Annotated in this window: 21 protein-coding genes; 12 read left to right on the top strand and 9 right to left on the bottom strand. The window is 72.2% G+C overall.

The features are described from left to right. The 10 genes from gcl to MUY22_RS35975 all read left to right on the top strand — a co-directional run bounded on the left by gcl (position 1) and on the right by MUY22_RS35975 (position 12,123). Entirely contained in the window at positions 1–1,692 is a 1,692-nt protein-coding gene (gene gcl, locus MUY22_RS35930) for a glyoxylate carboligase (RefSeq protein ID WP_256474743.1), read from the top strand. Positions 1,693–1,896: 204 nt separating this feature from the next. Then, positions 1,897–2,766: a xanthine dehydrogenase family protein subunit M gene (locus MUY22_RS35935; protein WP_247051619.1), complete on the top strand. Its 870-nt coding sequence runs from the start codon at positions 1,897–1,899 to the stop codon at positions 2,764–2,766. Further along, positions 2,757–3,227 (top strand): (2Fe-2S)-binding protein, encoded by a 471-nt coding sequence (locus tag MUY22_RS35940; protein WP_247051620.1) that lies wholly within the window; start codon positions 2,757–2,759, stop codon positions 3,225–3,227. The genes MUY22_RS35935 and MUY22_RS35940 overlap by 10 nt, the downstream gene beginning before the upstream one ends. Continuing rightward, positions 3,224–5,515, top strand: coding sequence for a xanthine dehydrogenase subunit D (gene pucD / locus MUY22_RS35945; RefSeq protein WP_247051621.1), 2,292 nt, complete (start codon positions 3,224–3,226; stop codon positions 5,513–5,515). Before MUY22_RS35940 ends, pucD begins: the two co-directional genes overlap by 4 nt. Position 5,516: 1 nt before the next feature. Beyond that, on the top strand, positions 5,517–5,999 hold the full coding sequence (locus MUY22_RS35950) for a nucleoside deaminase (RefSeq protein WP_247051622.1): 483 nt from the start codon (positions 5,517–5,519) through the stop codon (positions 5,997–5,999). A gap of 125 nt (positions 6,000–6,124) precedes the next feature. Beyond that, a complete protein-coding gene (locus MUY22_RS35955; protein ID WP_247051623.1) occupies positions 6,125–7,579 on the top strand; it encodes an NCS2 family permease in 1,455 nt (484 codons plus the stop codon). A gap of 9 nt (positions 7,580–7,588) precedes the next feature. Further along, positions 7,589–7,966 (top strand): gamma-glutamylcyclotransferase, encoded by a 378-nt coding sequence (locus MUY22_RS35960; protein WP_247051624.1) that lies wholly within the window; start codon positions 7,589–7,591, stop codon positions 7,964–7,966. Next, complete coding sequence (locus tag MUY22_RS35965) at positions 7,963–9,063, top strand: glycerate kinase (RefSeq protein WP_247051625.1); 1,101 nt, start codon at positions 7,963–7,965, stop codon at positions 9,061–9,063. Before MUY22_RS35960 ends, MUY22_RS35965 begins: the two co-directional genes overlap by 4 nt. 35 nt (positions 9,064–9,098) lie before the next feature. Further along, positions 9,099–9,797, top strand: a complete 699-nt coding sequence (locus MUY22_RS35970) for a TetR/AcrR family transcriptional regulator (protein ID WP_247051626.1) — start codon at positions 9,099–9,101, stop codon at positions 9,795–9,797. A 103-nt stretch (positions 9,798–9,900) separates the two neighbouring features. Then, positions 9,901–12,123, top strand: a complete 2,223-nt coding sequence (locus MUY22_RS35975) for a glycoside hydrolase family 15 protein (RefSeq protein ID WP_247051627.1) — start codon at positions 9,901–9,903, stop codon at positions 12,121–12,123. Here the strand turns inward: MUY22_RS35975 and MUY22_RS35980 are convergent. The 5 genes from MUY22_RS35980 to MUY22_RS36000 all read right to left on the bottom strand — a co-directional run bounded on the left by MUY22_RS35980 (position 12,111) and on the right by MUY22_RS36000 (position 16,600). Continuing rightward, positions 12,111–12,980, bottom strand: coding sequence for a hypothetical protein (locus MUY22_RS35980; RefSeq protein ID WP_247051628.1), 870 nt, complete (start codon positions 12,978–12,980; stop codon positions 12,111–12,113). The two genes, MUY22_RS35975 and MUY22_RS35980, sit on opposite strands and share 13 nt — an antisense overlap. Beyond that, a complete protein-coding gene (locus tag MUY22_RS35985) occupies positions 12,977–14,347 on the bottom strand; it encodes a hypothetical protein (protein WP_247051629.1) in 1,371 nt (456 codons plus the stop codon). The genes MUY22_RS35980 and MUY22_RS35985 overlap by 4 nt, the downstream gene beginning before the upstream one ends. Next, entirely contained in the window at positions 14,340–14,642 is a 303-nt protein-coding gene (locus MUY22_RS35990; RefSeq protein ID WP_247051630.1) for a DUF6403 family protein, read from the bottom strand. Before MUY22_RS35990 ends, MUY22_RS35985 begins: the two co-directional genes overlap by 8 nt. A gap of 90 nt (positions 14,643–14,732) precedes the next feature. Further along, on the bottom strand, positions 14,733–15,602 hold the full coding sequence (locus MUY22_RS35995; protein WP_247051631.1) for a hypothetical protein: 870 nt from the start codon (positions 15,600–15,602) through the stop codon (positions 14,733–14,735). Then, entirely contained in the window at positions 15,599–16,600 is a 1,002-nt protein-coding gene (locus MUY22_RS36000; protein ID WP_247051632.1) for an SPFH domain-containing protein, read from the bottom strand. Before MUY22_RS36000 ends, MUY22_RS35995 begins: the two co-directional genes overlap by 4 nt. An 84-nt stretch (positions 16,601–16,684) precedes the next feature. Here MUY22_RS36000 and MUY22_RS36005 point away from each other — a divergent pair, with 84 nt between their 5' ends. Further along, positions 16,685–17,362: an NUDIX domain-containing protein gene (locus MUY22_RS36005; protein WP_247051633.1), complete on the top strand. Its 678-nt coding sequence runs from the start codon at positions 16,685–16,687 to the stop codon at positions 17,360–17,362. A gap of 466 nt (positions 17,363–17,828) precedes the next feature. Here the strand turns inward: MUY22_RS36005 and MUY22_RS36010 are convergent, their stop codons facing one another. After that, a complete protein-coding gene (locus MUY22_RS36010; RefSeq protein ID WP_247051634.1) occupies positions 17,829–18,974 on the bottom strand; it encodes an FAD-dependent monooxygenase in 1,146 nt (381 codons plus the stop codon). 90 nt (positions 18,975–19,064) lie between these two features. Between MUY22_RS36010 and MUY22_RS36015 the strand changes: the two genes are divergently transcribed. Beyond that, entirely contained in the window at positions 19,065–19,754 is a 690-nt protein-coding gene (locus MUY22_RS36015; protein ID WP_247051635.1) for a TetR family transcriptional regulator, read from the top strand. Positions 19,755–19,772: 18 nt separating this feature from the next. Here the strand turns inward: MUY22_RS36015 and MUY22_RS36020 are convergent, their stop codons facing one another. The 3 genes from MUY22_RS36020 to MUY22_RS36030 all read right to left on the bottom strand — a co-directional run bounded on the left by MUY22_RS36020 (position 19,773) and on the right by MUY22_RS36030 (position 24,791). Continuing rightward, a complete protein-coding gene (locus MUY22_RS36020; RefSeq protein WP_247051636.1) occupies positions 19,773–20,393 on the bottom strand; it encodes a hypothetical protein in 621 nt (206 codons plus the stop codon). A gap of 61 nt (positions 20,394–20,454) precedes the next feature. Further along, entirely contained in the window at positions 20,455–23,268 is a 2,814-nt protein-coding gene (locus MUY22_RS36025; protein ID WP_247051637.1) for a glycoside hydrolase family 2 TIM barrel-domain containing protein, read from the bottom strand. A 131-nt stretch (positions 23,269–23,399) separates the two neighbouring features. After that, a complete protein-coding gene (locus tag MUY22_RS36030; protein WP_247051638.1) occupies positions 23,400–24,791 on the bottom strand; it encodes an amino acid permease in 1,392 nt (463 codons plus the stop codon). Between the last annotated feature and the right edge of the window lie 6 nt (positions 24,792–24,797).

The raw sequence follows: 24,797 nt of genomic DNA on the forward strand, positions 1-24,797 counted from the left end.
ATGCCCCGGATCCCCGTCATGCAGGCGGTCGTCGACGTCCTGGAGAGCGAAGGCGTCGACACCGTCTTCGGCTGCCCCGGCGCCGCGATCCTGCCGCTGTATAACGCCCTACAAGGCCGCGCGATCGAGCACCTGATCGTCCGGCACGAAGAAGGGGCCACGCACATGGCCGACGGCTGGTCGCGCACGACCGGCAACGTCGGCGTCGCGATCGGCACGTCCGGCCCGGCCGGCACGAACATGATCACCGGCCTCTACACCGCGCACGCGGACTCGATCCCGATCATCTGCATCACCGGGCAGGCGGCTTCGAACAAGCTGCACACCGAGGCGTTCCAGGCGGTCGACATCGTCGAGATCGCCAAGCCGGTCACCAAGTGGGCGGTGCAGGTCAAGGAGGCGGCGCAGCTGCCGTGGATCTTCCGGGAGGCGTTCCGGATCGCCCGCTCGGGGCGCCCCGGCCCGGTGCTCATCGACCTGCCGATCGACGTCCAGAAGCAGGACATCGAGTGGGACTCCTCGATCGACTCGGCGCTGCCGGTCCCGACGATCAGCCCGGCGCCCGCCCGCGTCGAGCGCGCCCTCGACCTGCTGCTGGCGGCCGAGCGGCCGCTGATCCTGGCGGGCGGCGGGGTCGTGCTCGGCGAGGCGAGCGAGCGGCTGCGGGCCGCGGCCGAGCGGCTCGACGTCCCGGTGCAGGTCACGCTGATGGGCAAGGGGAGCTTCCCCGAGGACCACGAGCTGTTCGCCGGGATGGCCGGCATCCAGACGTCGCAGCGCTACGCGAACGCCGCCTTCCTGGAAGCCGACCTGGTGCTGGCGCTCGGTGCCCGCTTCGGCGACCGGCACACCGGCGAGCTGTCGGTGTACCGCGGCGACCGGAAGTTCATCCACGTCGACATCGAGCCGACCCAGCTGGGCAAGGTGTTCGGCCCGGACCTCGGGATCGTCTCGGACACCGGTGAGTTCCTCGACGCGCTGCTGGCGGCGCTGGAGAAGCGCGAGCTGAAGGCCCGGCGCGAGTGGGTCGGCCGGATCGCGGAGCTGAAGGAAGCGCTTCCCCGCCGGGAGGACTTCGACAGCCTGCCGATCAAGGCGCCCCGGGTGTTCAAGGAGATCAACGAAACCTTCGGCGAGGACACCTACTTCGTCACGGCGATCGGGCTCTACCAGATCTGGTCGGGCCAGTTCCAGAAGGCGCACAAGCCGCGTCACTACCAGGTGTGCGGCCAGGCCGGCCCGCTCGGCTGGGAGATCCCGGCCGCGATCGGCGTCAAGAAGGCGCGGCCCGAGGCCGAGGTCGTGGGTGTCGTCGGCGACTACGGGTTCCAGTTCCTGGTCGAGGAGCTCGCCGTCGCCGCTCAGTACGACGTCGGGTTCGTCCTGATCATGCTCAACAACGAGTACCTCGGCCTGATCCGCCAGGCCGAGACCGGGTACGACATGAACTTCGAGGTCGACATCCACTACGACGCGATCGGCACGGACAACGTGAAGATCATGGAGGCCTACGGCTGCTCGGGCACCCGCGTGCACGAGCCGGGGGAGATCCGGACGTCCCTGGAGTGGGCCCGCAAGGAGGCCGAGCGCACCAGCCGTCCGGTCCTGGTGGAGATCATGATCGAACGCGAGGGCAACGCCGCGATGGGCGCCGCGCTCGACTCGGTCCGCGAGTTCGAACCGGCGAGCTGACCAGGCAGGACACCGCGTGACCACGGCCGCCGTGCGAGGACCCCGACCTCGCACGGCGGCTTTTCCGCGTCCGCGCGAAGGCGCTTGTCGGAAAGTACAAACGCGGGCCCGAAATTCACCCCTCTTTCAGGGGTTTTGCCGTGGTCCCGGCCACAGCCGAGCGTGTGTACTTCTTCACGAAGCACCCCCGAAAGGACGTCCACAGTGGAATTCCTCCGACCCGCCTCGCTGGCCGACGCGCTCGCCGCGAAGGCCGCGAACCCCGGCGCGGTCCCCCTCGCCGGCGGCACGGACGTGATGGTCGAGATCAACTTCGACCACCGCCGTCCCGAAGCGCTGCTCGACCTCGGCCGCGTCGCCGAGCTGCACGAGCACGGCACCGACGGCGGCCGCATCCGGATCGGGGCCGCCGTGCCCTACACCCGGATCATCACCGAACTGGGTGCGCAGCTGCCCGGCCTCGCGATGGCGTCGCGGACCGTCGGCTCGCCGCAGATCCGCAACCGCGGTTCCGTGGGCGGCAACCTCGGCGCAGCTTCGCCTGCGGGCGACTCGCACCCGGCGTTGCTCGCGGCCGACGCGGAGGTCGAGATCGCCTCGGTACGCGGCACCCGGATCGTCGCGGCGAAGGACTTCTACGTAGGGGTCAAGAAGAACGTCCTGGAGCCGGACGAGCTCATCACGGGCGTGCTGCTGGAACCGGCCACCGGGCCCCAGCAGTTCAGCAAGATCGGCACCCGCAACGCGATGGTCATCGCCGTCGCCGCCTTCGGGCTGGCGCTGCACCCCGCCGAAAAGCGGGTCGGCACCGGTATCGGCTCGGCCGCGCCGACACCCCGGCGGGCCCTGGACGCCGAAGTGTTCCTGGCCGGTGAGCTGGACTGGGACTCACCCCGAGCGCTGACAGACTCCGTCAAACGCCGCTTCGGCGACCTGGTCGCGTCGGCGGCTTCGCCGATCGACGACGTCCGGGGGAGCGCCGCCTACCGGCGTCACGCCCTGAGCGTGATGGCGCGGCGCACCCTGACCTGGGCCTGGGGCGAATACTGCGAAGGGAGCGCGAAGTGCGCGTGAACGTCACCGTCAACGGCGAACCCCGCCGGGCGGACAACGTCTGGGAAGGCGAAAGCCTGCTCTACGTGCTGCGCGAGCGGCTCGGCCTGCCGGGCTCGAAGAACGCCTGTGAGCAGGGCGAATGCGGCTCGTGCACGGTCTACGTCGACGGCGTCCCCGCCTGCGCCTGCCTGGTCGCGGCCGGGCAGGCCGAGGGCCGCGACGTCGTCACGGTCGAAGGCCTCGCCGAGGGCGACACGCTCGACCCGGTCCAGGAGTCCTTTGTGGAGCAGGGTGCCGTCCAGTGCGGTTTCTGCACGCCGGGTCTGCTGGTCGCCGCGCACGACCTGATCGAGCGCGTCCCCGACCCCAGCGACGTCGAGATCCGCGAGGCGCTGGCCGGGAACCTCTGCCGCTGCACCGGGTACGAGAAGATCCTGGACGCGGTCCGCGACGCCGCCGCGAAGAAGGCGCTCCGATGAGCGCCCCGGCCCGCTCCCCGCAGGGGCTGCAGGACACGATCGCCGGCGGCATCGGCGAGAGCCCGCTGCGCCCGGACGGCACGCTCAAGGTGCGCGGCGAGTTCGCCTACTCCTCCGACCTGTGGCACGAGGACATGCTGTGGGGCGCCACCCTGCGCAGCCCGCACCCGCACGCCCGGATCGTCCGCCTCGACGTCTCCCGCGCACTGGCCCAGCCGGGCGTGCACGCGGTGCTCACCCATGAGGACGTACCCGGCGAGAACGTCTACGGCCTCAAGTACCAGGACACCCCGGCGCTGGCCGGCGACCTGGTCCGCTACCAGGGCGAACCGGTCGCGATCCTGGCCGCGGACCACCCGGAGATCGCGCGGCAGGCGCTCAAGGAGATCGTCGTCGAGTACGACGTCCTCGAGCCCATCACCGATCCCGAGCGGGCCGCGCACGACGACACCCTGCCGAAGCTGCACCCCGGCGGGAACCTGGTCCGCCACCAGCGGATCGTCAAGGGCGACCCGGCCGCGACGGCCGACGTCGTGGTCTCCGGAGTCTACGAGATCGGCATGCAGGACCAGGCGTTCCTCGGCCCGGAGTCGGGCCTCGCGGTGCCGGCCGAGGACGGCGGCGTCGACCTCTACTTGGCCACTCAGTGGCTGCACGTCGATCAGCGGCAGACAGCCAAGGCGCTCGGCCTGCCGCTGGAGAAGGTGCGGCTGACGCTGTCGGGCGTCGGCGGCGCGTTCGGCGGCCGCGAGGACCTGTCGATGCAGATCCACTCGTGCATGCTCGCGCTGCGCACCGGCCGTCCGGTGAAGATGAGCTACAACCGGCTGGAGTCGTTCTTCGGGCACGTCCACCGCCACCCGGCGAAGATGTACTACGAGCACGGCGCCACCCGCGACGGCAAGCTCGTCTACGTCCGCGCGAAGATGTACTTCGACGGCGGTGCGTACGCGTCGAAGACCCCGGTCGTGGTCGGCAACGGCACCACACTGAGCGTCGGTCCGTACGACGTGCCCAACGCGCACATCGAGGGCTGGGGCGTCTACACCAACAACCCGACCTGCGGCGCGATGCGCGGGCTCGGCGCGGTGCAGCCGACGTACGCCTACGAGTCCCAAATGGACAAACTGGCCGCCGCGCTCGGTTTGGACCCGGCCGAACTGCGGATCCGCAACGCGCTGAGCGAAGGGTCCACTGTGGTCACCGGCCAGGTGGTCGACTTCCCGGCACCGGTGGCCGAGCTGGTCCAGCGGGTCCGCGACCTGCCGCTGCCGCCGGAGCCCACGGGCGAACGCGACATCCGCGACCTGCCCGGCGGCGCGTCCAACACCACCCACGGCGAAGGCGTCGTGCGCGGCATCGGCTACGGCGTCACGATCAAGAACATCTCCTACGCCGAGGGCCTCGACGACTACTCGACCGCCCGCGTGCGGCTGGAGGTGATCGGCGGCGAGCCGGTCGCGCTGGTGCACACCGCGGCCGCCGAGGTCGGCCAGGGCCTGGTGACGCTGCAGCAGCAGATCGCCCGCACCGAACTGGGGCTGACGCGGGTGAGCGTGCACCCGGCCGACACGAGCGTCGGCGACGCGGGCTCCAGCTCGGCGTCCCGCCAGACCTACGTCACCGGCGGCGCGGTCCGCAACGCCTGCCGCGCGGTCGCCGACGCGGTGTACGCCCGGCTCGGCCTGTCGTCCGAAGGCATGTCCCTGACGGGCGGAAAGGTTGTCGCGGCCGACGGTGAGGTGGTCGCCGACCTCGCCGAGCTGCTGGGGGAGACCGCGATCGAGGAGACCCGCGAGTTCCACCACCGCAAGACCTACCCGCTCGACCCGGAGACCGGCCAGGGCGACGCCCACGTGCAGTACGGTTTCTCGGCCCACCGCGCGGTCGTCGACGTCGACCTGGACCTCGGCCTGGTCAAGGTGGTGCAGCTGGACTGCGCCCAGGACGTCGGCAAGGCGATGAACCCGGACGCCGTCGTCGCCCAGATCCAGGGCGGCTCGGCCCAGGGCCTCGGGCTCGCGGTGATGGAGGAGATCCTGGTCAAGGACGGGAAGGTGCGGAACCCGTCGTTCACCGACTACCTGATCCCGACCATCCTCGACATGCCGCCGATGCGCGTCGACGTCCTCGAACGGCCCGACCCGCACGCGCCCTACGGCGTCCGCGGCGTCGGCGAACCACCCACGATCTCCGCCACGCCGGCGATCGCCAACGCCATCCGCGCGGCCACCGGCCTCGAGCTGCCGCGCGTCCCCATCCGCCCCGAACACATCACTGGAGTCTGAGATGACCACGTCGATTTCCGCCGAGCAGGAGTGGCTGGCGGAAGCCATCCGCATCGCGGAGACCAACGTCGCGAACGGCGGCGGCCCGTTCGGCGCGCTGATCGTGCGGGACGGCGAGATCGTCTCGACCGGCGTCAACCGCGTCACCGCGAACCTCGACCCGACCGCGCACGCCGAGGTCGTCGCCATCCGCGCGGCCTGCCAGGCGCTGGGCGTGTTCAAGCTGGACGGCTGCGTGCTCGTCTCCAGCTGCGAGCCGTGCCCGATGTGCCTGTCGTCGGCGCTGTGGGCGCGCGTCGACAAGGTCCTCTACGCCGCCGACCGCGACGACGCGGCCCGGGCCGGCTTCGACGACCGCGTGTTCTACGAACTCTTCGACCGTCCTCGGGAGACCTGGACGGTCCCCGTGACCCGGCTGTCCACAACGGACGGTTTCGCGCCTTTCGCGGCCTGGCTCGACAAGAGCGACCGCACCGACTACTGACCTCACCGCTTACTGACCCACAAGGCCAGCTGACCGGAGCATTCCCGAAGAGATCGTCCCGCTCGCCCAGGCACGGTGTTGTGCCTTGGCCTGGCCGAGCACACCCACCGGCAAGGGCAGGACGCATGACCCAGGCAGAAATCCAGGACCCCGTACGCGACGAAGTACCCGAACCGCCACCCGGCCGCAGGACACTGCTGGACCGGCTGTTCGAGATCCGCGCCCGGCAGAGCACGATCGGCCGCGAAGTCCGCGGCGGCCTCACGACGTTCGTCGCGATGGCGTACATCGTGCTGCTTAACCCGCTCATCCTCGGCGCCGCCACCGACATCACCGGCGCCCGGCTGTCCGCCGCGCAGGTCACGACGGCGACCGCGCTGGCCGCCGCCGTGATGACGATCCTGATGGGCGTCGTCGGCAACGCGCCCCTCGCGCTGGCCGCCGGCCTCGGCATCAACGGCATCGTCGCGTTCCAGATGGCGCCGACGATGACCTGGCCCCAGGCGTTCGGGCTGGTCGTGCTCGAAGGCGTCTGCATCGTGCTGATGGCCGTCAGCGGCGTCCGCGAACGGATCATGAACGCCATCCCGCGGCCGCTCAAGACCGCGATCACCGTCGGCATCGGGCTCTACATCGCGCTGGTCGGCCTGGTCAGCGCCGGGTTCGTGACCCGGGTGCCGGACGCGGCGGAGACGACCGTCCCGGTGCGCCTCGGGGCGAGCGGGCACCTGCACGGCTGGCCGATCGTGGTGTTCTGCTTCGGTCTGCTGCTGATGATCGTGCTGATGGCGCGCAAGGTCCCGGGCGCGGTGCTGATCAGCATCGGCGTGGCGACGGTGTTCGCCGTCGTGCTGCACGAGGGGTTCGGCGTCGGCGGCTGGGGCCTCACCTCCCCGGCACTGCCCGACCACGTCGTCGCGGCGCCGGACTTCGGGTTGTTCGGCCACATCGACCTGTTCGGCGGGTTCGCCTCGGCGGGTGCGCTCGCGGCCACGGTCTTCCTGTTCACGCTGGTGCTGTCCGGGTTCTTCGACGCGATGGGCACGATCACCAGCGTCTCCGACGAGGCCGGCCTGTCGAAGAACGGCAAGGTGCCCCGGATGGGCCGGATCCTGCTGGTCGACGGCGCGGGCGCGATCGCCGGCGGCGTCACCGGCTCGTCGCCGAACACGGTGTTCCTGGAGTCCGCGGCCGGCGTCGGGGAGGGCGCCCGGACGGGCCTCGCCAGCGTCGTCACCGGCCTGCTGTTCGCTGGGACGCTGCTGTTCACCCCGCTCGCCGGGGTCGTCCCGGCCCAGGCCGCGGCGCCCGCGCTGGTCGTCATCGGCGGCATGATGGTCGCGCAGTGCCGCAACATCCCGTGGCACGACCCGGACTACACGATCCCGGTGTTCCTGACCGCGGCCCTGATCCCGTTCACCTACTCGATCACCAACGGCGTCGGCGCCGGCCTGATCGCGTTCGTGCTGATCAAGATCGGCCGCGGCAAGTGGCGCGAAGCCGGCTGGCTGCTTTCGCTGCTGGCCCTGGTGTTCGCGGTGTACTTCGCCGTCGATGGCGTCGAAGCCCTCTTCCGTTAGGAGTTCCCGGTGGCCTTGATGTTCTTCAACGGCGGCGCCATGCGTGGCGAGCCGCTGCACCACCTGCTCGACGGCTCGCCGTTCGTGACGAGCGCCAAGACCGCGCCGAAGTACCGGTTCTACGCCGTCGGCGAGCAGTGCCCGGCGCTGTACCCGGTGTCGCACGGCGGCGCGGCGGTGACCGGCGAGGTGTACGACGTCTCGCTGGACACGTTGCGGGACAAGGTACTCCCGTCCGAACCGCACGAGCTGGAGCTGGGTGTGGTGGAGCTGGCCGACGGCAGCTCGGCGTTCGCGATGCTGCTGCGGCGGCCCTACACCTCGCACGTCGCCCTGCGGGACATCACCGAGGTCGGCGACTGGCGGGCGTACAAGGCGAGCGCGTGAGGGTCCTGGTCGCGCCCGACAAGTTCAAGGGGTCGCTGACCGCGGCCGAGGTGGCGTCGGCGGTGGCCCAGGGCCTCGCCGACGTCCACCCAGCGCTCGCGGTGCGGTGCCTCCCGGTGGCGGACGGCGGTGACGGCACGGTCGACGCGGTCGTCGCCGCCGGCTTCCGCCGGGTGCGGGTGCCGGCGCGCGGGCCGACCGGCTGGCCGCTGACGGCGTGTTACGCGGTGCGCGGTGACACCGCCGTCGTGGAACTGGCTGAGGCGTCCGGGCTGCACCGCCTGCCCGGCGCGCCGGCGCCGCTCGACGCCACCAGCGCGGGCACCGGCGACGTCATCGCGGCCGCCCTGCGCGCGGGGTGCCGCCGGATCGTCCTCGGCGTCGGCGGCAGCGCCTGCACCGACGGCGGCGCCGGGATGCTGGCGGTCCTGGGCGCCCGGCTCCTGGACGGTGCGGGCCGTGAGCTGCCGCCCGGCGGGGCGGCCCTGAGCCGGCTCGCCGCGCTCGACCTGTCCGGTCTGGACCCGCGGTTGTCCGAAGTGGACATCGAGCTGGCGAGCGACGTCGACAACCCGTTGTTCGGCCGCAACGGTGCCGCTGTGGTCTACGGGCCCCAGAAAGGTGCCACGGCCGACGACGTCGAGGTGCTCGAGGAGGCGCTGCGGCACTGGGCGTCCCACGCCGGCCCGGAGTTCGCCGGCCGCCCGGGCGCGGGCGCGGCCGGGGGAGTGGGGTTCGCCGCGATGGCGGTGCTCGGCGCCCGGATGCGCCCGGGCATCGGGTTGCTGCTGGACCTTCTCGGCTTCGACGATGCCCTGGCCGGAGCGTCGCTGGTCGTCACCGGCGAGGGGTCGCTGGACCGGCAGACGCTGTCGGGCAAGGCCCCGGCGGGCGTCGCGCGGGCCGCGGCGGACAAGGGCATCCCGTGCGTCGCGGTCGCCGGGCGTTGCCAACTGTCCACTGAGGAGCTTTCGGGCGCGGGCATTTCGGCCGCGTACGCGCTGACGGACCTCGAACCCGACCCGGCCCGCTGCATGGCCGACGCCTTCGCGCTGCTGCGGCGGTTGGCCCACCGGGTCGCGGTCGACCGGCTCTGAACAGCCGTTACGCCGATTTTGTTATCATCGGAACCATGGCGACGAAGACGGCGGCGGACACCCGCGAGCGGATCCTCGAGGCGGCGGCGGCCCTGCTGGTCGCCGAGGGCCGCGACGGTTTGTCGACCCGAGCGGTGAGTGCCGCGGCGGGCGTCCAGCCGCCGGCGCTGTACCGGCTGTTCGGCGACAAGGACGGCCTCCTGGACGCGGTCGCGGCGTACGGCTTCGACGAGTACCTGACGAGCAAGCGCGAACTGGGCTCGACCGGCGACGCGGTCGAGGACCTCCGGCGTGGCTGGGACCTCCACATCGAGTTCGGCTTGTCCCGCCCGGAGTTCTACGTCCTGATGTACGGCGACGCCCGCCCGGGCCGCACCTCCCCGGCGGCCCGCGAGGCGGAGGCGATGCTGCACACCATCGTCACGCGAGTCGCCGAAGCGGGCCGGCTGCGGGTGAGCGTCGAGCGCGCGGCACGGCTGGTCCACGCGACCGGCATGGGCGTGGTGCTGAACCAGATCGCGACGCCTGTGGAAGAACGCGACGCCGACCTGTCGGCGACGGCCCGCGAGACGGTCCTGGCCCGGATCCTGACGGAGGAGTCGACGCCGTCGGGCGCGGACGACCTCCCGGGCCGGGCGATCGCGCTGCGGGCGGGGCTGGCCGGGACGACGGCGTTGACCGACGCCGAGCGGGTCCTGCTGTCCGAGTGGCTGGCCCGCATCGCCGACGCCTGAGGGCTGGATCGGTTCAGAACTAACGGACATTGCCTGTCATCGCTCCGTGGCCCAATATGTTGCGGCCCGCAACATATTGCGACAACGACGTCGGAGGGTCCCGATGATCAGCTGGAAAGCGGTCCTGGCCTGCGCCGGAGCGAGCGTTCTGCTCGCCGGCGCACTGCCCGGCACAGCGCTGGCGAGCGGCACGGCGACGGACTGCTGCGGCGGTGGTGCGTCCTGGGCCACGGGCAACAAATCCGCCCTCGGCACCTCGACGACCAGCGCGAGCCCGGTGTGGTTCACCGTGGCGAACGGCGTCACGTCGGAGGTGTTCTACCCGCGTGCCGACGTCCCGAACATGCAGGATCGCCAATTCGTGATCACCGACGGGTCGAGCTTCGTCGACCTGGAACGCGACAACACGAACCACGTCGTCACCATGCCGGACGAGAAGGCGTTGCAGTACACCGTCACCAACACCGCCAAGAGCGGGAAGTACCGGATCACCACCGACTACGTCACCGACCCGGCCCGCGCCACGCTCGTCACCAACACCCGGTTCCAGTCCCTCGACGGCGGCAGCTACCGGCTCTACCTGCTGGCCAACCCGTCGATGGCCGGCGGCGGCGCCCACGACAACGCCTGGTGGGACGGCAGCGGCCTCCTCGCCAGTGGCACCGAGACGCTCTTCGGCGGCGCGGCCACCACCGTCGTCTCCGCACTTCGCGTCTCGACCGGCTTCACCGCGCACGACAACGGCTACACCGGCGCCGGCAGCGACTGCCTGACCGACCTGCGCGCCGACAAGACCCTCAACAACCAGTTCGACACCATCTCGGGCACCGGCAACGTCGTCCAATGTGGACAGATCCCGGTCGGCGCGGACACCACGTTCACCGTCGCGCTCGGCTACGGTGGCACCGCGGCCGCCGCGACGTCGGCCGCGAGCGGGTCGCTGAGCAGCGGGTTCAACACCATCGCAGCGAGCTACCGCTCCGGGTGGAACACCTACGTCGGCAGCTTGAAACCCGCTCCCGCCAGCGTTTCCGGGGACACCCAGCGCCGTCGCGCCTACTACGTCGCGGCGATGGCGCTCAAGACCGCCGAGGACAAGCAGCACCCGGGCGCGAGCGTCGCGGGCCTGGCGACGCCGTGGGGCGACTACACCAACGGCGACCAGCTCAACGACGGCTACCACCGCGTCTGGGGCCGTGACCTCTACCAGCAGGCGACCGGCCTGCTCGCCGCCGGCGACGCCGCGCAGGCCAAGCGGATGGCGCAGTTCCTCTGGAACTCCCAGTGGATCGGCAGCCCGACCGCGGGTGACGGCGTGACGTACCCGGCCGGTTCGTTCCCGCGCTACAGCCCGGTTTCCGGTGTCGCCGGCGCCAGTGCGCAGCAGCTCGGCTGCTGCGAGCAGCTCGACCAGGACGCCGACGCGATCCTGCTGGCGTGGCTGACCGGCGTCACCGACGCCTCGACCTACGCCAAGGTCAAGACGACGGCGAACCACATCGTCGCGACCGGCCCGGACACCACCGAGCGGTGGGAGGAGCAGTACGGCAAGTCGCCGTCGTCGATCGCGGCCGAGATCGCCGGGCTTGTCGCCGCGGGCGCGATCGCCCGGGCCAACGGCGACACCGCGAGCGCGACGTCGTGGGAGTCCACCGCGGACTCCTGGCGCAACTCCCTGGCGGGCTGGACGGTCACGACGTCCGGTTACTGGGGCGGCCACACCTACTACGAACGCCTCGACCGCAGCGGCAACCCGAACGACACGGGCACGATATGCTTCGACGAAGGCTGCTTCTACGAACACGACGTCACGGACTTCGGGTTCCTCGACCTGGTCCGCCTCGGCATCCGCTCGGCGACCGACACCACGATCGCGAACTCGGTCGCCCCGACCGCCGCGGCGTCCGACGGCAACTCGACGGTGCAGGTGACGCTGCCCAACGGTGACATCTACTTCCACCGGTACGCGCACGACAACTACGGCGAGAGCACGGCGAACTGCAGTGGCTGGCCCGCGGGCGGCGCGCAGCGGTTCGGGCGGCTGTGGCCGGTGCTGTCGGGGGAGCGCGGCCAGTACGAGCTGGCCAACGGCCGCTCGGCGGCGGTGTACCTCAAGTCGATGGCGGACTCGGCCAACGACGGCTACTTCGTCCCCGAGCAGGTCTGGGACCGCGCCGACGTCGGCTGCTTCGGCCTCGGCCGCCCGACCGGCAGCGCGGGCCCGCTGATGTGGGCCGAGGGCCAGTACCTCCGGCTCGCGCAGAACATCGACGCGGGCCACAACCTCGACACGCCGTCGGTCGTCAAGGCCCGTTACGGCACCTGAGCGGCCAGCTTCCGGGCCCGGGTCAGCAGCTTCTCGACCCGGGCCCGCAGCTCGGGCGTCTCCTGACCGAGGTCCGGTAGCAGGTTCGCGTAGTCCGACACGAGACTCCGGTAGCCGCGGACGAACTTGCTCTTGGCCTTCTCCCGCCCGTACCGCTTGTCCAGGTCGATGATCTCCTGGGCCAGGACCGCGGCGGCCGCCGACAGTTCGGTTCGCGCGTCCGCTTCGGCGTCACGGCGTTCCTGACGGGCCAGCGCCGTGCGGGCGGTCCGGCGGGCGGCCAGGTAGAGCGCGGCCGCACCCAGGAGCACGGCCGCGATCGCGGCCACCGCGACGAGGTAGCGCGGCAGGGACGGGCTGACCGTGCGGCCGCCGTCGGGGATCGCGCCGGAGCGGACCAGCAGGTCGTAGTTGACGACCGCCACCTTCAGCGCGTCGATGGGGTTGTTCGTGAAGGCGTCGATGCCGTTGCCGATCATCGACTCCGCGACGAACGCCTTGCCGAAGTTCTCGTCGTCCTTGCCGGGCAGCTGGGAGCAGCCGTACTTCTCGAAGTCGTCGCCGTCGCGGCTGAGCATCAGGGCGAGGGTGCCGTCGGCCGCGCCGGACACGCTGTCGCACGCGTCGCTCAGGTCGGTGCCCGGCTCGAGGAACGCGACGGTCAGCCGCCGGTTGCCGACCACGCGTTCCGCGGCCGCCTGGTCGATCGCGACGCCGGGCGCGGCGTACACCGACGACGTCCGCAGCTGCCGGGCGACGGGCGAGTCGAACACGCCCGCCGACCACACCGCCCAGCTCGCCAGGACCAGGCAGCCGAGGACCGCGACGCCGAACGCGCTGCGGAAGAACCGTTTCACGCGAGCCTCCCCTGCAGGAACGCGGCCGGCCGGTAGTCCGCGCGGCCCAGCAGCTCGGCGGTCGTGTCCAAATCGGACTCGGCCGCGTCGAGCAGACCGTGCACGTGCTTGTCCGGCAGCTTCTGGTCGAACGCTTCGCGGGCCGCCGTCAGCTGGGTGATCCCGCGGGTGAGCGATGCGTCCGACGCGCCGCCGGTGAGGCCCGAGATCTCCACGGCCAGTGCGGTCAGCCCGGCGAGCCGGGCGGGTACGCCGACCCCGGTGCCGGGCCGGCCGGGCCGCAGCACCTTGCGCGCCGACAGGGCGAGGAACCCGACCGCGCAGGCGGCGAAGAGCCACGGCAGCGCGGGCAGCGCGACGCGGACGGGGTCGAACGGCACGTAGGGCAGCGGGCGGTCGAACAGCCCGGCGTAGCGGATGGCCGTGACCCGGTCGAGCCAGGCGCCCAGGACGTTGCGCTGGGGGTAGGCGTACGCGCTGAGCCGGTCGCCGAACTGGCCGTAGAAACTGGCGGTGGCGACGTCGGCGAACGCGGCGGCCGACGGCCCGTCGTACTCCACCCACGAGCCGTACACCGCGACGATCGGGCGGCCGGGGAACTCCTTCGCGAGCGCCGGGCCGTAGTGGATCAGCGGCTGACCGGCCGGCTGCTGCGGCAACGCGACGTACAGCGGCTGGGCGCCGGGGAACGCCGCCGTCGACGCGGGGACGTCCTTCATCGTCGCTCCCGGCGCGACGAACCGGCCGGTGTCCTCGAGCGCCGCGGTGGCCGCGGTCAGTTCGCCGGCGGTCGGGTCGCGCCGGGCGAGCGCGGGCTGGTCGGGCGCGTCCGGCTGGTGGTTGAGGTGGGCGACCAGGGTGGTCAGCGACTCGGTGACGTCGCCGGTGGCGAACTGCCGGATCCACTCGCCCGCGCGGTCGGCCGAGGCCTGGAGGACACCGCCGCTGACCTCGGTGCCGATGACGCGGACGGTCGCGTCGTCGACGTCCCGCAGCCGGGCGCTGTCGTCCTTCTTGAGCCCGGGCGGCGCGACGAGGATCCGGGCCCCGGCGCTGCCGGTCGCGGCCTTCACGGCCTGGTCGTCCCAGGTCGCGATCGAGCCGGGCAGCCGCACGACGGGAGCGGCCTTGACCATCGCCGTCAGCTGCTCGGTGGACGGGATGGTCGCGCCGCTCAGCTCGCCGGCGGAGCCCTCCGGGATCGGGTCGGCGCCGGCGGGCGCCTGGCCGTAGCTGACCTGGGTGCTCTGCTTCTGCACCAGGAGGAACGCCACCAGCACGACGACGGCCACGGCGAGCAGGATCCACCGCAGCCGGTCCGGCCACCGCTGGGCCACGGGCTGCTTCGGCACAGTCGGCTCAGTCACGGGCGGCCCGCCAGAGTTCGTCGGCCCGGACGGCGTGGTCGTGGGCCGACTCGGCCGCCCGCGGCCCGCCGTGCGCGGCGGCGAGGGTCTCGGCGCGGGCGAGGAGCTGCTCGGCTTCCGGCTGGGACGTCGTCGCGGCGTCGCGGCTCACGGCGGCGCTGTCGATCGCGGCCCGCGCGGCCGACCAGGCGGTCCGCCGGCGCAGGTCCCGGTCCCGCAGCCGCGGCACGGCGACCACCCCGGCCCCGGCGGCGACGACCACCGCCGCGGCGACCACCCACACCACCCACGTCATCCCGGTCCACCTCCGCTAGTCGGGGAGGAGATCATTCTGGCTGGCGTGGCTGGGGAATGTGACAACGTTGCCGCATCGTGTCCCAGAAGATCACCGGACCAAGTGGACGGTCTTCGCGGCCGGGACGAACCTCGCGCTCTGGCCGCGGGTGAGGGTGACGCTGTCCGTCTCGAGGCCGTCGCCGAACGCGACCAGGCGGTCCGACTCGACCTCGACCGTCAGTGGCGCCGACGTCAGCTCGCCTTCGGTGTACGACGTCCCGGTCGTCGGCGACGGCCACGCCTCCCGCACGAACCAGACCAGCCGCGCCTCGCCGGGCGCGGGCAGGCGCAGCGGGCTGCGGCGTTCCTGCCACACCGAGCCGCACCAGCCCGTCGCGCCCGTGCCCGTGCCGACCAGGATGCCCGACGACGCCTGGCGTTCCGCCGCCCCGCCACCGACCCCCAGCCGGTAGCGGGCCGTCTGGTGCCCGGCGTGGCCGAGGTAGATCTCGTTGAGCGCCAGCAGCCGCTGGCCGTCGTCCGCGGTGAACTCGGCCATCGTCCGCTGCTCGACGTCCCCGGTGGCGCGCACCAGGTCCGCGACCGCGGCGGCCGGGTGCCGCACCAGCACCCCGGGCGCGCCCGGCGCGATCCCGACGACCGGCTGGCCGTCGAGGTACTTGGCGACGTTGGCGACCAGCCCGTCCTGGCCGACCACCACGACGACGTCCTCGGGGGTGAACAGGAACCGCGAGAGGTCGCCGCGTTCGACCTCGCCGCGGCGCCAGTCGAGCGGGATCGCCGCCGACGCCGCGGCGAGCGCCGTGCGTACTGCGGCGTCCGCCTCCGTCACCTCGGCGAGGTCACGGCCGCGCGTGCGCAGGAAGAACTCGGCCTGGCCGCGGGTGCCGTGCCGGGCGAGCAGCTCGTCGAGCTCGGTGCGCCGGTGCACCAGCACCACGCGCGGGGCGAGGCTCACGACCGCACGCCGAGCTTGGTCAGCAGCGGCGTCAACAGGTCCGGCGTGAGCACCAGGCTGTCGATCCTCGGCAGGTTCCCGGCCAGCTCCTTGAGCGCCAGCCCGGTGAGCACGCCTTCGGGCAGGTCGCGGTACGCCGCGAGCCGGGCCGCCTCGCCGGCCGCCGCGGCCTCGCCGAGCGCGCGCTGGCCGTCGGCCTTCACCTGCGTCAGCCGCTCTTCCCGCGACGCCTGCGCCTCGGTGTCGATCCGGTTCGCCTGCGCGGCCTCTTCGGCCTGACGCCGGGCGTTCGCGCCGCGCTGGGCGAGCAGCTGCTCCTCGCGGCGGGCCAGCTCGATCTGGCTCTGCAGCTCGTTCTCGCTGATCGCCCGCTCGCGCTCGACGGCCAGCGCGCGCCGCTCGAACGTCGCCCGGTCGGCCTCCTGCTGCACCTTCTCACGCGCCGTCGTCTGCAGGGCCTTCTCGACCTCCGGCTCGGCGCGGATGGAGACGACGCGGACGTCGAGCACCGCCGAGCCGGTCTGCGACAGGCGGGTGTCCTCGTCGGCGAGCGCGGCGCGGATCCGGTCGCGGACCGCGCCGACGCCGTCGACGAGCGCGGTGGCCAGGGGAGTGCGGGTGAGCACCTCGACCGCGTACTGCTGGACGTTCTCGGTGAGCAGCCCGCTGATCTGGGCCAGCGGGTCGCTTCTCCAGCGCCCGGTGTCGGGGTCGATCGAGAAGTCGATCCGCTGCGCGGCCAGCGCCGGGTCCACGATCCGGAAGGTCAGCGCGAGCTGCACGGTGACGTCCTGGAAGTCGGCCGTGCGGGCGTGGAACAGCAGCGGCAGCTCGCGGTCGTCGACCGGGACCTCCGAGACGACCGCCGTGAGCGGCCGGTACCAGAACGACAGCCCGAGCCCGTCGTGCGCGAGCTTGCCGCGGCGGTAGTGGCGGATGTGCACGGTCGGGGCGCCGCGCAGGTGCCGGAACCCGAACCGGCGGTTGATGTCGGCCATGAGGACCTCCTCTTATCGTCGGCCTGACGATATGGGGCGGACGGCCTAATCGTCAAGCTGACGATTACCGGCTAGGGTGGTGGCATGGGTCACCCACCGTTCGCCGTCACCGCAGACCTCGTCGTGCTCACCCTGACCGGGGACGAGCTGTGCGCCCTCCTGGTCCGCAGGGGAGTGGCGCCGTTCCTCGGCGGCTGGGCGCTGCCCGGCGGCTTCGTCCGCGCGGACGAGGACTTGGAGGAGGCGGCCCGCCGCGAACTGGCGGAGGAGACGGGCCTGGCGCCGGGCACCGTCCACATCGAACAGCTCGCCGGCTACGGCGCCCCGGACCGCGACCCGCGGATGCGCGTCGTCACGGTGGCCTACCTGGCGCTGGCCCCGGACCTCCCGACCCCGCGCGCGGGCACCGACGCGGCGGACGCGCGCTGGGCCCCGGTCCGCTCCCTGGCGGGCGAAAGCCTGGCGTTCGACCACGACCGGATCCTCGCCGACGGCCTGGAGCGCGCCCGCGCGAAGCTGGAGTACTCACCGCTGGCGACGGCGTTCTGCCCGCCGGAGTTCACGGTCGCGGAGCTGCGCCGGGTGTACGAGCTGGTCTGGGACACCCGCCTCGACCCCCGCAACTTCCACCGCAAGGTGACGGGCGCGGACGGGCTCCTGGAACCGACGGGCCGGACGACCACCCGCGACGGCGGCCGCCCGGCCCAGCTGTACCGGCGGGGCAAGGCGGAGCTGCTCTACCCACCGATGCTGCGCGGCTGACGCCTGTCTGGAGCGGCCTGCCGGTTCGGACGGCGCGAACCCGTCGCCGTCGGAGGCTGGGCACTGGCCTCATCCGGAGCCGGGCCGGCCTCGGCTGGGCCGGGCCGAGCGGAACGGGCGGAACCGAACCGAACCGAACCGAACCGAACCGGGCCGAACCGGGCCGAACCGGGCCGGACAGGGCGGAACCGAGCGGAACCGAGCGGAACCGAGCCGAACCGAGCCGAACCGAACCGAACCGAACCGAACCGAACCGAACCGAACCGGGCCGAACCGGGCGGAACCGAGCGGAACCGAGCCGAACCGAGCCGAACCGAACCGAGCCGAACCGGGCCGGACAGGGCGGAACCGAGCGGAACCGAGCCGAGCGGAACCGAGCGGAACCCGAACCGAGCCGGGCCGGGCCGAGCCGGGCCGGGCGGCGTGGCCGGGCTCGGGGCGGGGCGGGGCGCGACCGTCGCGTGCGCTACGCCGCCCGCGCGGGTACGAGCCGGCGGGCCGCGGACACCAGCGGCATCAAGCGCGTGCCGAGGTTGCGGGCCACCAAGCCTCGGCGCGTCGCCGGGATCAGCATGGCCGCGGCCGCCGAGACGGTGCGCTGCTTGGGTTCCACCAGCTTGCGGTGCTCGGCTTCGTACCGCCGGAACGCCGCCGCCGGATCCCCGGGCGTCCGGCCCAGCTCCTGCGACAGCGTGTACGCGCCCGCCATCGCCAGCGTCGAGCCGTCGCCGAAGAGGGAGACGCACGAGGCCGCGTCGCCCGCCAGGACGATCCGGCCCGCCGCCCAGCTGTCCATCCGGACGCGGCTCACCGAGTCGAAGTAGAGGTCGTCCGCGTCGCGCACCTGCGCCAGCAGCTCGGGGACGCGCCAGCCCGCGCCGGCGTACGCCTCGGCGAGCATTTCCTTGTGCAGCGCGGTGTTCCGGTAGTCGAAGCCCGGCACCTCGGCGCCGCGGAACATGAACGCGGCGATCGCGTGGCCGCGCGACGGGTGGACGGCGACCGCGCGGCCCGGCGAGTTGTACATGACCAGCTCGGTGCGGTCGGCCGGCGGCTCGGCCAGCGGCAGCGTCGCGATGTAGACGCCCATGTGCTCGACGAACGCGTGCTCCGGCCCGAACGCCAGCCGCCGCACGCCCGAGTGCAGGCCGTCGGCGCCGATCACCAGGTCGAACCGCCGCGGCGCGCCCCGCTCGAAGGTGACGTCGATGCCGCCGTCGTCCTGGCGCAGCTCGGTGATCGAGTCGTGGAAGACGAACTCGGCGCGGTCCGCCGCCGTCTCATAAAGGATCGCCGCGAGGTCCGTGCGCGACAGCTCGACGTCGTCGCCGCTGCCCAGCACGCTCATGGCCACCCGGCCGGTGCGCCGGCCCGCGTCGTCCACGAACTTCAACGCCGTGACGTCGGTGCTCGCTTCGCGCAGCTTCCCGGTGAGGCCCATTTCGGCCGCGACGTGGGTGGCGGGGCCGCGGACGTCGACCGGGCTGCCGCTCGACCGCAGCCCCTTGGCGCGTTCGACGACGGTCGGCCGGTAGCCCGCGCGGGCCAGCCAGTAGGCCAGTGTCGGCCCGGCGACGCCGGCGCCGGAGATCAGTACCGTCTGCTCGTTCATGGTGGACCCCCTGGATGATGTTCCTGACCATCGGTCAGTCCCGAAGGTACGCCACTGTCCGACGGTCAGGCAAGCGGCTAGGCTCGGGCGATGACGGAGGCCGAGACCCGCGCCCGGATCCTGCGCGCCGCGCTGGCGGAGTTCTCGGAGCACGGCTACCACGCGACGTCGGTGCGTGAGCTGGCCGAACGCGTCGGCGTGACCAAGACCGCGGTGCTCTACCACTTCCCCGGCAAGGCCGACATCGTGACGGCGCTGGCCGAGCCGCTGCTCGACGACCTCGAGGCGACGATGGACAAGGCCGAGGCCGCCACCGACCCGCGCGCCGCGGCGATCGAAGGGGTCCTCGATGTGTGGCTGAGCCACCGCTACCTGCTGCGGATGAACCTGCGGGACCTCGGTCTGACGGCGTCGAAGGCGGTGTTCGAGCGCTTCCGCGACGGCATGCTGAAGGCGAACGTGCTGGTCGCGGGCCCGGCCGCGGACCTGGCGGCGCGGGTCCGCGCGGCACAGGCGATCGCGATGCTCAGCGACCCGGTGGTCCTGTTCGCCGACGCCCCGATCGACGAGCTGCGAGCCGCGATCCTGGACGGCGTCGCCCGGCTGTTCGACACGCCGCCGGCGTCACGCGGCCGCCGGGGGAGGCCGAGCGTGATGAGCCCCGAGACGGTGGAGGCGGCCCACCGCCTCTACGACGCCGGTCACCCGGCGGCCGACATCGCGACGGCGCTGGGCGTCTCCCGCGCGACGATCTACCGGCACCTGCCGGACGCGGACTAGTGAGACGACTTATGAGACTTATTGAGACGGCGCCGTGGCCGGATCCACCGCGACTTCGATGGCCGGCAGCGCTGCGAGCTGCTCCGCCGTCATCCGCTCGGCGGCCGTGAAGACCTTCTGCTGCTGCTCCTTGATCCGCTCGTCGACCAGCCGGCTCAGCTCGAAGGCCAGCCGGCCGGTCTGGCGGACCGTGACGTCGTCCACCAGCGGCCGGACGGCCGACGTGATGACGATCCCCGCGGCCTGACCGGACTCGGATTGTGAGACGCCGACCGAGTAGTCCTCACGCGGGTTGGTCGCGCCGTCGATCGCGAAGTCGCGGATCCGGCCGAGCAGCTCGTGCCATTCGGCGACCTCACCCGGCACTTCGGTGGCCTTGACGTCCTCCACGGTCAGGCCCATGCCCCGGTCGCCGGTGCGGAAGCAGCGCGCGTACGAGTTCAGCGCGGACACCCACAGCGACTCGACCAGCACGGCGTCCAGCCGGCCCGGTGGCCGTTCCAGCTCGGCGACGAGGCGTTCGCAGCACTTGAGCGCGAACTGCAGGTCGTCGAAGATCCCGACGAGGTCGGCCAGGCCCAGGGCACCGGGCGTCGCCAGCAACCGGGCGGTCGAAGGGGCGGTCGTGGGCTGGGTCATCCGGGCACGCTCCTGACGGTCTGAGCCTCCACCACACCGCATCCGGCGCGCCCCGGCGGTCTCAATTTGCGACACCGAACCCCAACGTGAACTCCGTCTTCCGCACCTGAAGCCGGTACCGCGGCAGCACCCCCGGCCCGCAGGACGCCGACCCCAGGCCGTGCTGGGCGACGTCCAGGGTGAGGTGCACCAGGTCGCCCGCCACCAGATCGGACGTGTGCCGTGCGGCTTCGAGCGCCGCCGACGTCCAGCGGCGGGCCGTGAAGTCGAACGCCGGATCACCGTCGACGCGGATTCCGGTGCCTTCGGCGTCGGTCAGCCGCAGCCAGCGGACGTCGACGCGGTTGCCGTTCTCCTGCGGGAAGACGTACGGCGTCTGCAGGTCGTCGACGCCGCGGGAGAACCGCCCGATCCGCGCGGCCTGGCGGCTGTCCGGGTACGCCTCACCGGGGCCGCCGCCGAACCACTCGGCCGAGCCGAACGCGCCCGGGACGGCCATCGTCAGGCCGAGCCGGGGGAGCGTGCCCGCCAGGCCGTCGGGCGTGATCTCGACGCGCAGCCGCAACCGATCGCCGAGCGCCGTCCACGTGTAGTCCGTGAGCAGCCCGGACGCCTGCGCCGGCGGCGCCACCCGGGTGCGCACGACCAGGTCGTCGCCGTCGGCGTCGACGGCGATCACCCGGTGCTGCAGGCGGTGCAGCCCCGCCTCCCGCCACTCCGAAGCCGACTCGGCGCGGTCGTTGTCCGTGGTCGCCCGCCAGACGTCCAGCCGCGGCCCCCGCACCGGATGGCCGCCGAGCGCGATCAGCCGGCCGGTCACCGGGTCGAACTCGCCGACGCCCAGCCGCAGCCGCCCGCCGGTGCGGAACACCGGGCCGCGACCCGCCGGCCACACGACGGCGGGCGCGGGCGACACCGGCAGCTGACCCCAGCCGACGACGTGCCCGGCCGGAGCCCACGAAGACGCTGACGTCAGCGCGGCCGAAACCGTCAGCCAGGATTCACCGCCGGTCGCGGGCAGCCGGGGGAGGGGCACCAGCGTGTTTTGTCCGGATTGGACGGTCGGAACGTCGATAACGCCTTCCTCGACCGGGATTCCCTCGGACTCCAAGACCCAGGTGAACGTGAGGTGCGCGGTGCTCACGAAGTCGTAGTGGTTCGACACCCGGATCCCGCCGGGAGCGGCCTCGATCCGGACCGGCTCGATGACCTTGGCGAACTCCACCAGCCCCGGCGACGGCGTCCGGTCCGGGAAGACGAGCCCGTCGATGACGAAGTTGCCGTCGTGGATCGCTTCGCCGAAGTCGCCGCCGTAGGCGAAGTGGTCACCGGCGAGCAACCCGTGGTCGAGCCACTCCCAGACGAACCCGCCCTGGCAGTTCGGGTACCGCTCGAACAGCTCCCGGTACTCCAGCAGCCCGCCCGGGCCGTTGCCCATCGCGTGCCCGTACTCGCAGAGCAGGAACGGCAGGTCGCGCCGCCGCGCGTCGACGTCCTCGCGAAGCCCGATCGACTCGACCTCGGCGTGGGCCGCGTACATCCGGCTGTGGACGTCCACATAGGAGCAGTCGTGGTCGCCTTCGTAGTGCACCGGCCGGGTCGGGTCGCGGTGGCGCGTCCACCCGGCCATCCGCTCGAGGTTCGGGCCGGTGTGGCTCTCGTTGCCGAGCGACCAGAGGATGACGCTCGGCCGGTTCTTGTCCCGCTCGACCGTGCGCCGCATCCGGTCGAGGTAGGCGTCTTCCCACACCGGGCCGGCGCTCGGGTTGCGCTCCCACTCCAGCGGCTCGAAGCCGTGCGTCTCCAGGTCGCACTCGTCGATCACCCAGAGGCCGTGCTCGTCGCACAGCTCGAGGAACGCCGGATCCGGCGGGTAGTGGCTGGTCCGGACGGCGTTGACGTTGTGCCGCTTCATGAGCAGGACGTCGGCCAGCGCGACGTCGCGGGGCACGGCCCGGCCGGTGCGCGGGTGGTGCTCGTGCCGGTTGACGCCGCGCAGCAGCAGCCGGCGGCCGTTGACCTTCACCTGGCCCTCGTCGATCGTCACGGTCCGGAACCCGATCCGCACCGGCACCCGCTCGGTGGCCGTCGACAGCGAGCCGTCGTACAGCCGCGGCGACTCCGCGCTCCACGGCTCGACCGGCAGCTCCAGCGGTAACCCGGCCGGGTGAGCCGACACCCCCAACTCGGGGATACCGAGCAGGGCGTCGGTCTCGGTCTCCACACGGACCGTGCCGAGGCCGGTCGTGTGGTCGTAGTCCGCGCGGAGCCAGTAGTCGCCGATCCCGCCGACCGGCCGGGCGAGCAGCGTGACGTCGCGGAAGATCCCGGACAGCCACCACATGTCCTGGTCTTCGAGGTAACTGCCCGCCGACCACTGGTGGACGCGCACGGCCAGGACGTTGTCCCGCGGCCGCAGCAGCGGGCCGACCTCGAACTCCGCGGGCAGCCGGCTGCCCTTCGTGACGCCGAGCTCGACGCCGTTGAGCCAGATCCGCGCGCACGAGTCGATCCCGTCGAAGCGCAGCATCGCGGGCCCGGCCGGCCACGACGCGGGCAGGTCGAATCGCCGCCGGTGATCGCCGGTCGGGTTGTCCGACGGCACGTGCGGCGGCTCGACCGGGAACGGGTACCGCACGTTCGTGTAGGCGGGCTTGCCGTACCCGTGCAGCTGCCACATCGACGGCACGGGCAGCTCGTCCCACGCCGAGTCGTCGAAGTCGTCACGCTCGACGCCGGCCGGCGCGGCGGCGACGGCGGAGAAGAGCCGGAACCGCCAGGTGCCGCTCAGCGACAGCGCCGGGGCGTCGGAGGTGAAGGCCGCGCGCGGCGGCACCGAGCCGTGGCCGGGGCCCGGGTCTTCGACGTACGACATGACGTCCCTTCAGCCCTTGAGGGCGCCGGCCACCTCCTGGTCGCCGACGCCCGAGTATGCCCGCCGGAATGCGGGAAGGCCTCCTCGACGGCTCGGGGTTGCCGTCGGGGAGGCCTTCGCTCACCCGGCCGTTACTCGGCCGGGGCGCGTTCGCGGCGTTTCGAGATGACCCGCCAGCCGACCGCGAGCACGATGGCCAGCACCGGGATCGAGTAGAACGCGATCTTCTCGGCGCCGTCGGAGAAGCCCATCAGCACCACCACCAGCGCGAGGAACGCCAGCGTCGCCCAGCCGGAGTACGGTGCCCACGGCATCCGGTACGACGGCCGTTCCAGCTCGCCGCGCAGCGCCGCCTGGCGCAGCCGCATCTGGCAGAAGATCAGCGTCGCCCACGTCGTGATCACGCCCAGGGACGCGATCGCGATGGCGATGTCGAACGCCTCCTTCGGCACCAGGTAGTTCAGCACCACGCCGAGCAGGTAGGCGATCGAGGTGAACATGATGCCGCCGTAGGGGACCTGGCGGCGGTTCATCCGGCCGACGAACGCCGGTGCCTCGCCCTTGTCGGCCAGCGAGCGCAGGATCCGGCCGGTGGAGTAGAGCCCGGAGTTGACGCTGGAGAGCGCCGCGGTCAGCACGACGGCGTTCATCACGTCGCCGATGCCCGGGATGCCGAGGCGGCTGAACACCGTGACGAACGGGCTCTCGTCGCCGTTGTAGAACGGCCAGGGCAGCAGCATCGCCAGCATCAGCACCGAACCGACGTAGAACACGCCGATCCGCCAGACCACGCCGTTGATCGCCTTGGGCAGGACTTTGTGCGCGTCCTTGGTCTCACCGGCCGCGATGCCGACGACCTCGATGGCCGAATAGGCGAAGATGACCGCCTGCAGCGTCATCAGGGCGACGCCGATGCCGGCCGGGAAGAATCCACTGTGGTCGGTCAGGTTGTGCACGCCGGCCGGGGTACCGCCGATGTCGGCGCTGGTGAACACCAGCCCGAGCGCGGTGATCAGGAAGACGACGATGGCCAGCACCTTGACCACCGAGAACCAGAACTCCAGCTCACCGAACAGCTTCACCGAGACCAGGTTCACGGCCAGCAGGACGCCGAGGGCGACCAGGGCGGTGATCCACTGGGGCACGTCCGGCAGCCACTTGTGGACGTAGATCGCGACCGCGGTGATCTCCGCGATCCCGGTCATCGCCCAGTTCACCCAGTACATCCACCCCGACGCGAAGCCGGCCCACGGCCCGATGAACTTCCGGGCGTAGGTGACGAAACTGCCGGAGCTCGGCTCGTGCAGCACGAGCTCGCCGAGCGCGCGCATCACGAAGTAGGCGGCCACCCCGCAGATCGCGTAGGACAGGACCAGCGACGGGCCGACCTGGTGGAGCTTGCCGCCGGCGCCGAGGAAGAGCCCGACACCGATCGCGCCGCCGATGGCGATCATCTGCACTTGGCGGTTGCCGAGCGCTTTCGAGTAGCTTTCACCTTTTTCGGTGAGCAGCGAGGAATCCATGGTTGC

Source organism: Amycolatopsis sp. WQ 127309, from assembly GCF_023023025.1.
Taxonomy (GTDB): Bacteria; Actinomycetota; Actinomycetes; order Mycobacteriales; family Pseudonocardiaceae; genus Amycolatopsis.

Bases quoted from the DNA above. Each gene is read 5' to 3' on its own strand.
- gcl (WP_256474743.1), top strand. From the start codon at position 1: ATGCCCCGGATCCCCGTCATGCAGGCGGTCGTCGACGTCCTGGAGAGC.
- pucD (WP_247051621.1), top strand. From the start codon at position 3,224: ATGAGCGCCCCGGCCCGCTCCCCGCAGGGGCTGCAGGACACGATCGCC.
- MUY22_RS35950 (WP_247051622.1), top strand. From the start codon at position 5,517: ATGACCACGTCGATTTCCGCCGAGCAGGAGTGGCTGGCGGAAGCCATC.
- MUY22_RS35955 (WP_247051623.1), top strand. From the start codon at position 6,125: ATGACCCAGGCAGAAATCCAGGACCCCGTACGCGACGAAGTACCCGAA.
- MUY22_RS35970 (WP_247051626.1), top strand. From the start codon at position 9,099: ATGGCGACGAAGACGGCGGCGGACACCCGCGAGCGGATCCTCGAGGCG.
- MUY22_RS35975 (WP_247051627.1), top strand. From the start codon at position 9,901: ATGATCAGCTGGAAAGCGGTCCTGGCCTGCGCCGGAGCGAGCGTTCTG.
- MUY22_RS35990 (WP_247051630.1), bottom strand. From the start codon at position 14,642: ATGACGTGGGTGGTGTGGGTGGTCGCCGCGGCGGTGGTCGTCGCCGCC.
- MUY22_RS36000 (WP_247051632.1), bottom strand. From the start codon at position 16,600: ATGGCCGACATCAACCGCCGGTTCGGGTTCCGGCACCTGCGCGGCGCC.
- MUY22_RS36005 (WP_247051633.1), top strand. From the start codon at position 16,685: ATGGGTCACCCACCGTTCGCCGTCACCGCAGACCTCGTCGTGCTCACC.
- MUY22_RS36010 (WP_247051634.1), bottom strand. From the start codon at position 18,974: ATGAACGAGCAGACGGTACTGATCTCCGGCGCCGGCGTCGCCGGGCCG.
- MUY22_RS36015 (WP_247051635.1), top strand. From the start codon at position 19,065: ATGACGGAGGCCGAGACCCGCGCCCGGATCCTGCGCGCCGCGCTGGCG.
- MUY22_RS36020 (WP_247051636.1), bottom strand. From the start codon at position 20,393: ATGACCCAGCCCACGACCGCCCCTTCGACCGCCCGGTTGCTGGCGACG.
- MUY22_RS36025 (WP_247051637.1), bottom strand. From the start codon at position 23,268: ATGTCGTACGTCGAAGACCCGGGCCCCGGCCACGGCTCGGTGCCGCCG.
- MUY22_RS36030 (WP_247051638.1), bottom strand. From the start codon at position 24,791: ATGGATTCCTCGCTGCTCACCGAAAAAGGTGAAAGCTACTCGAAAGCG.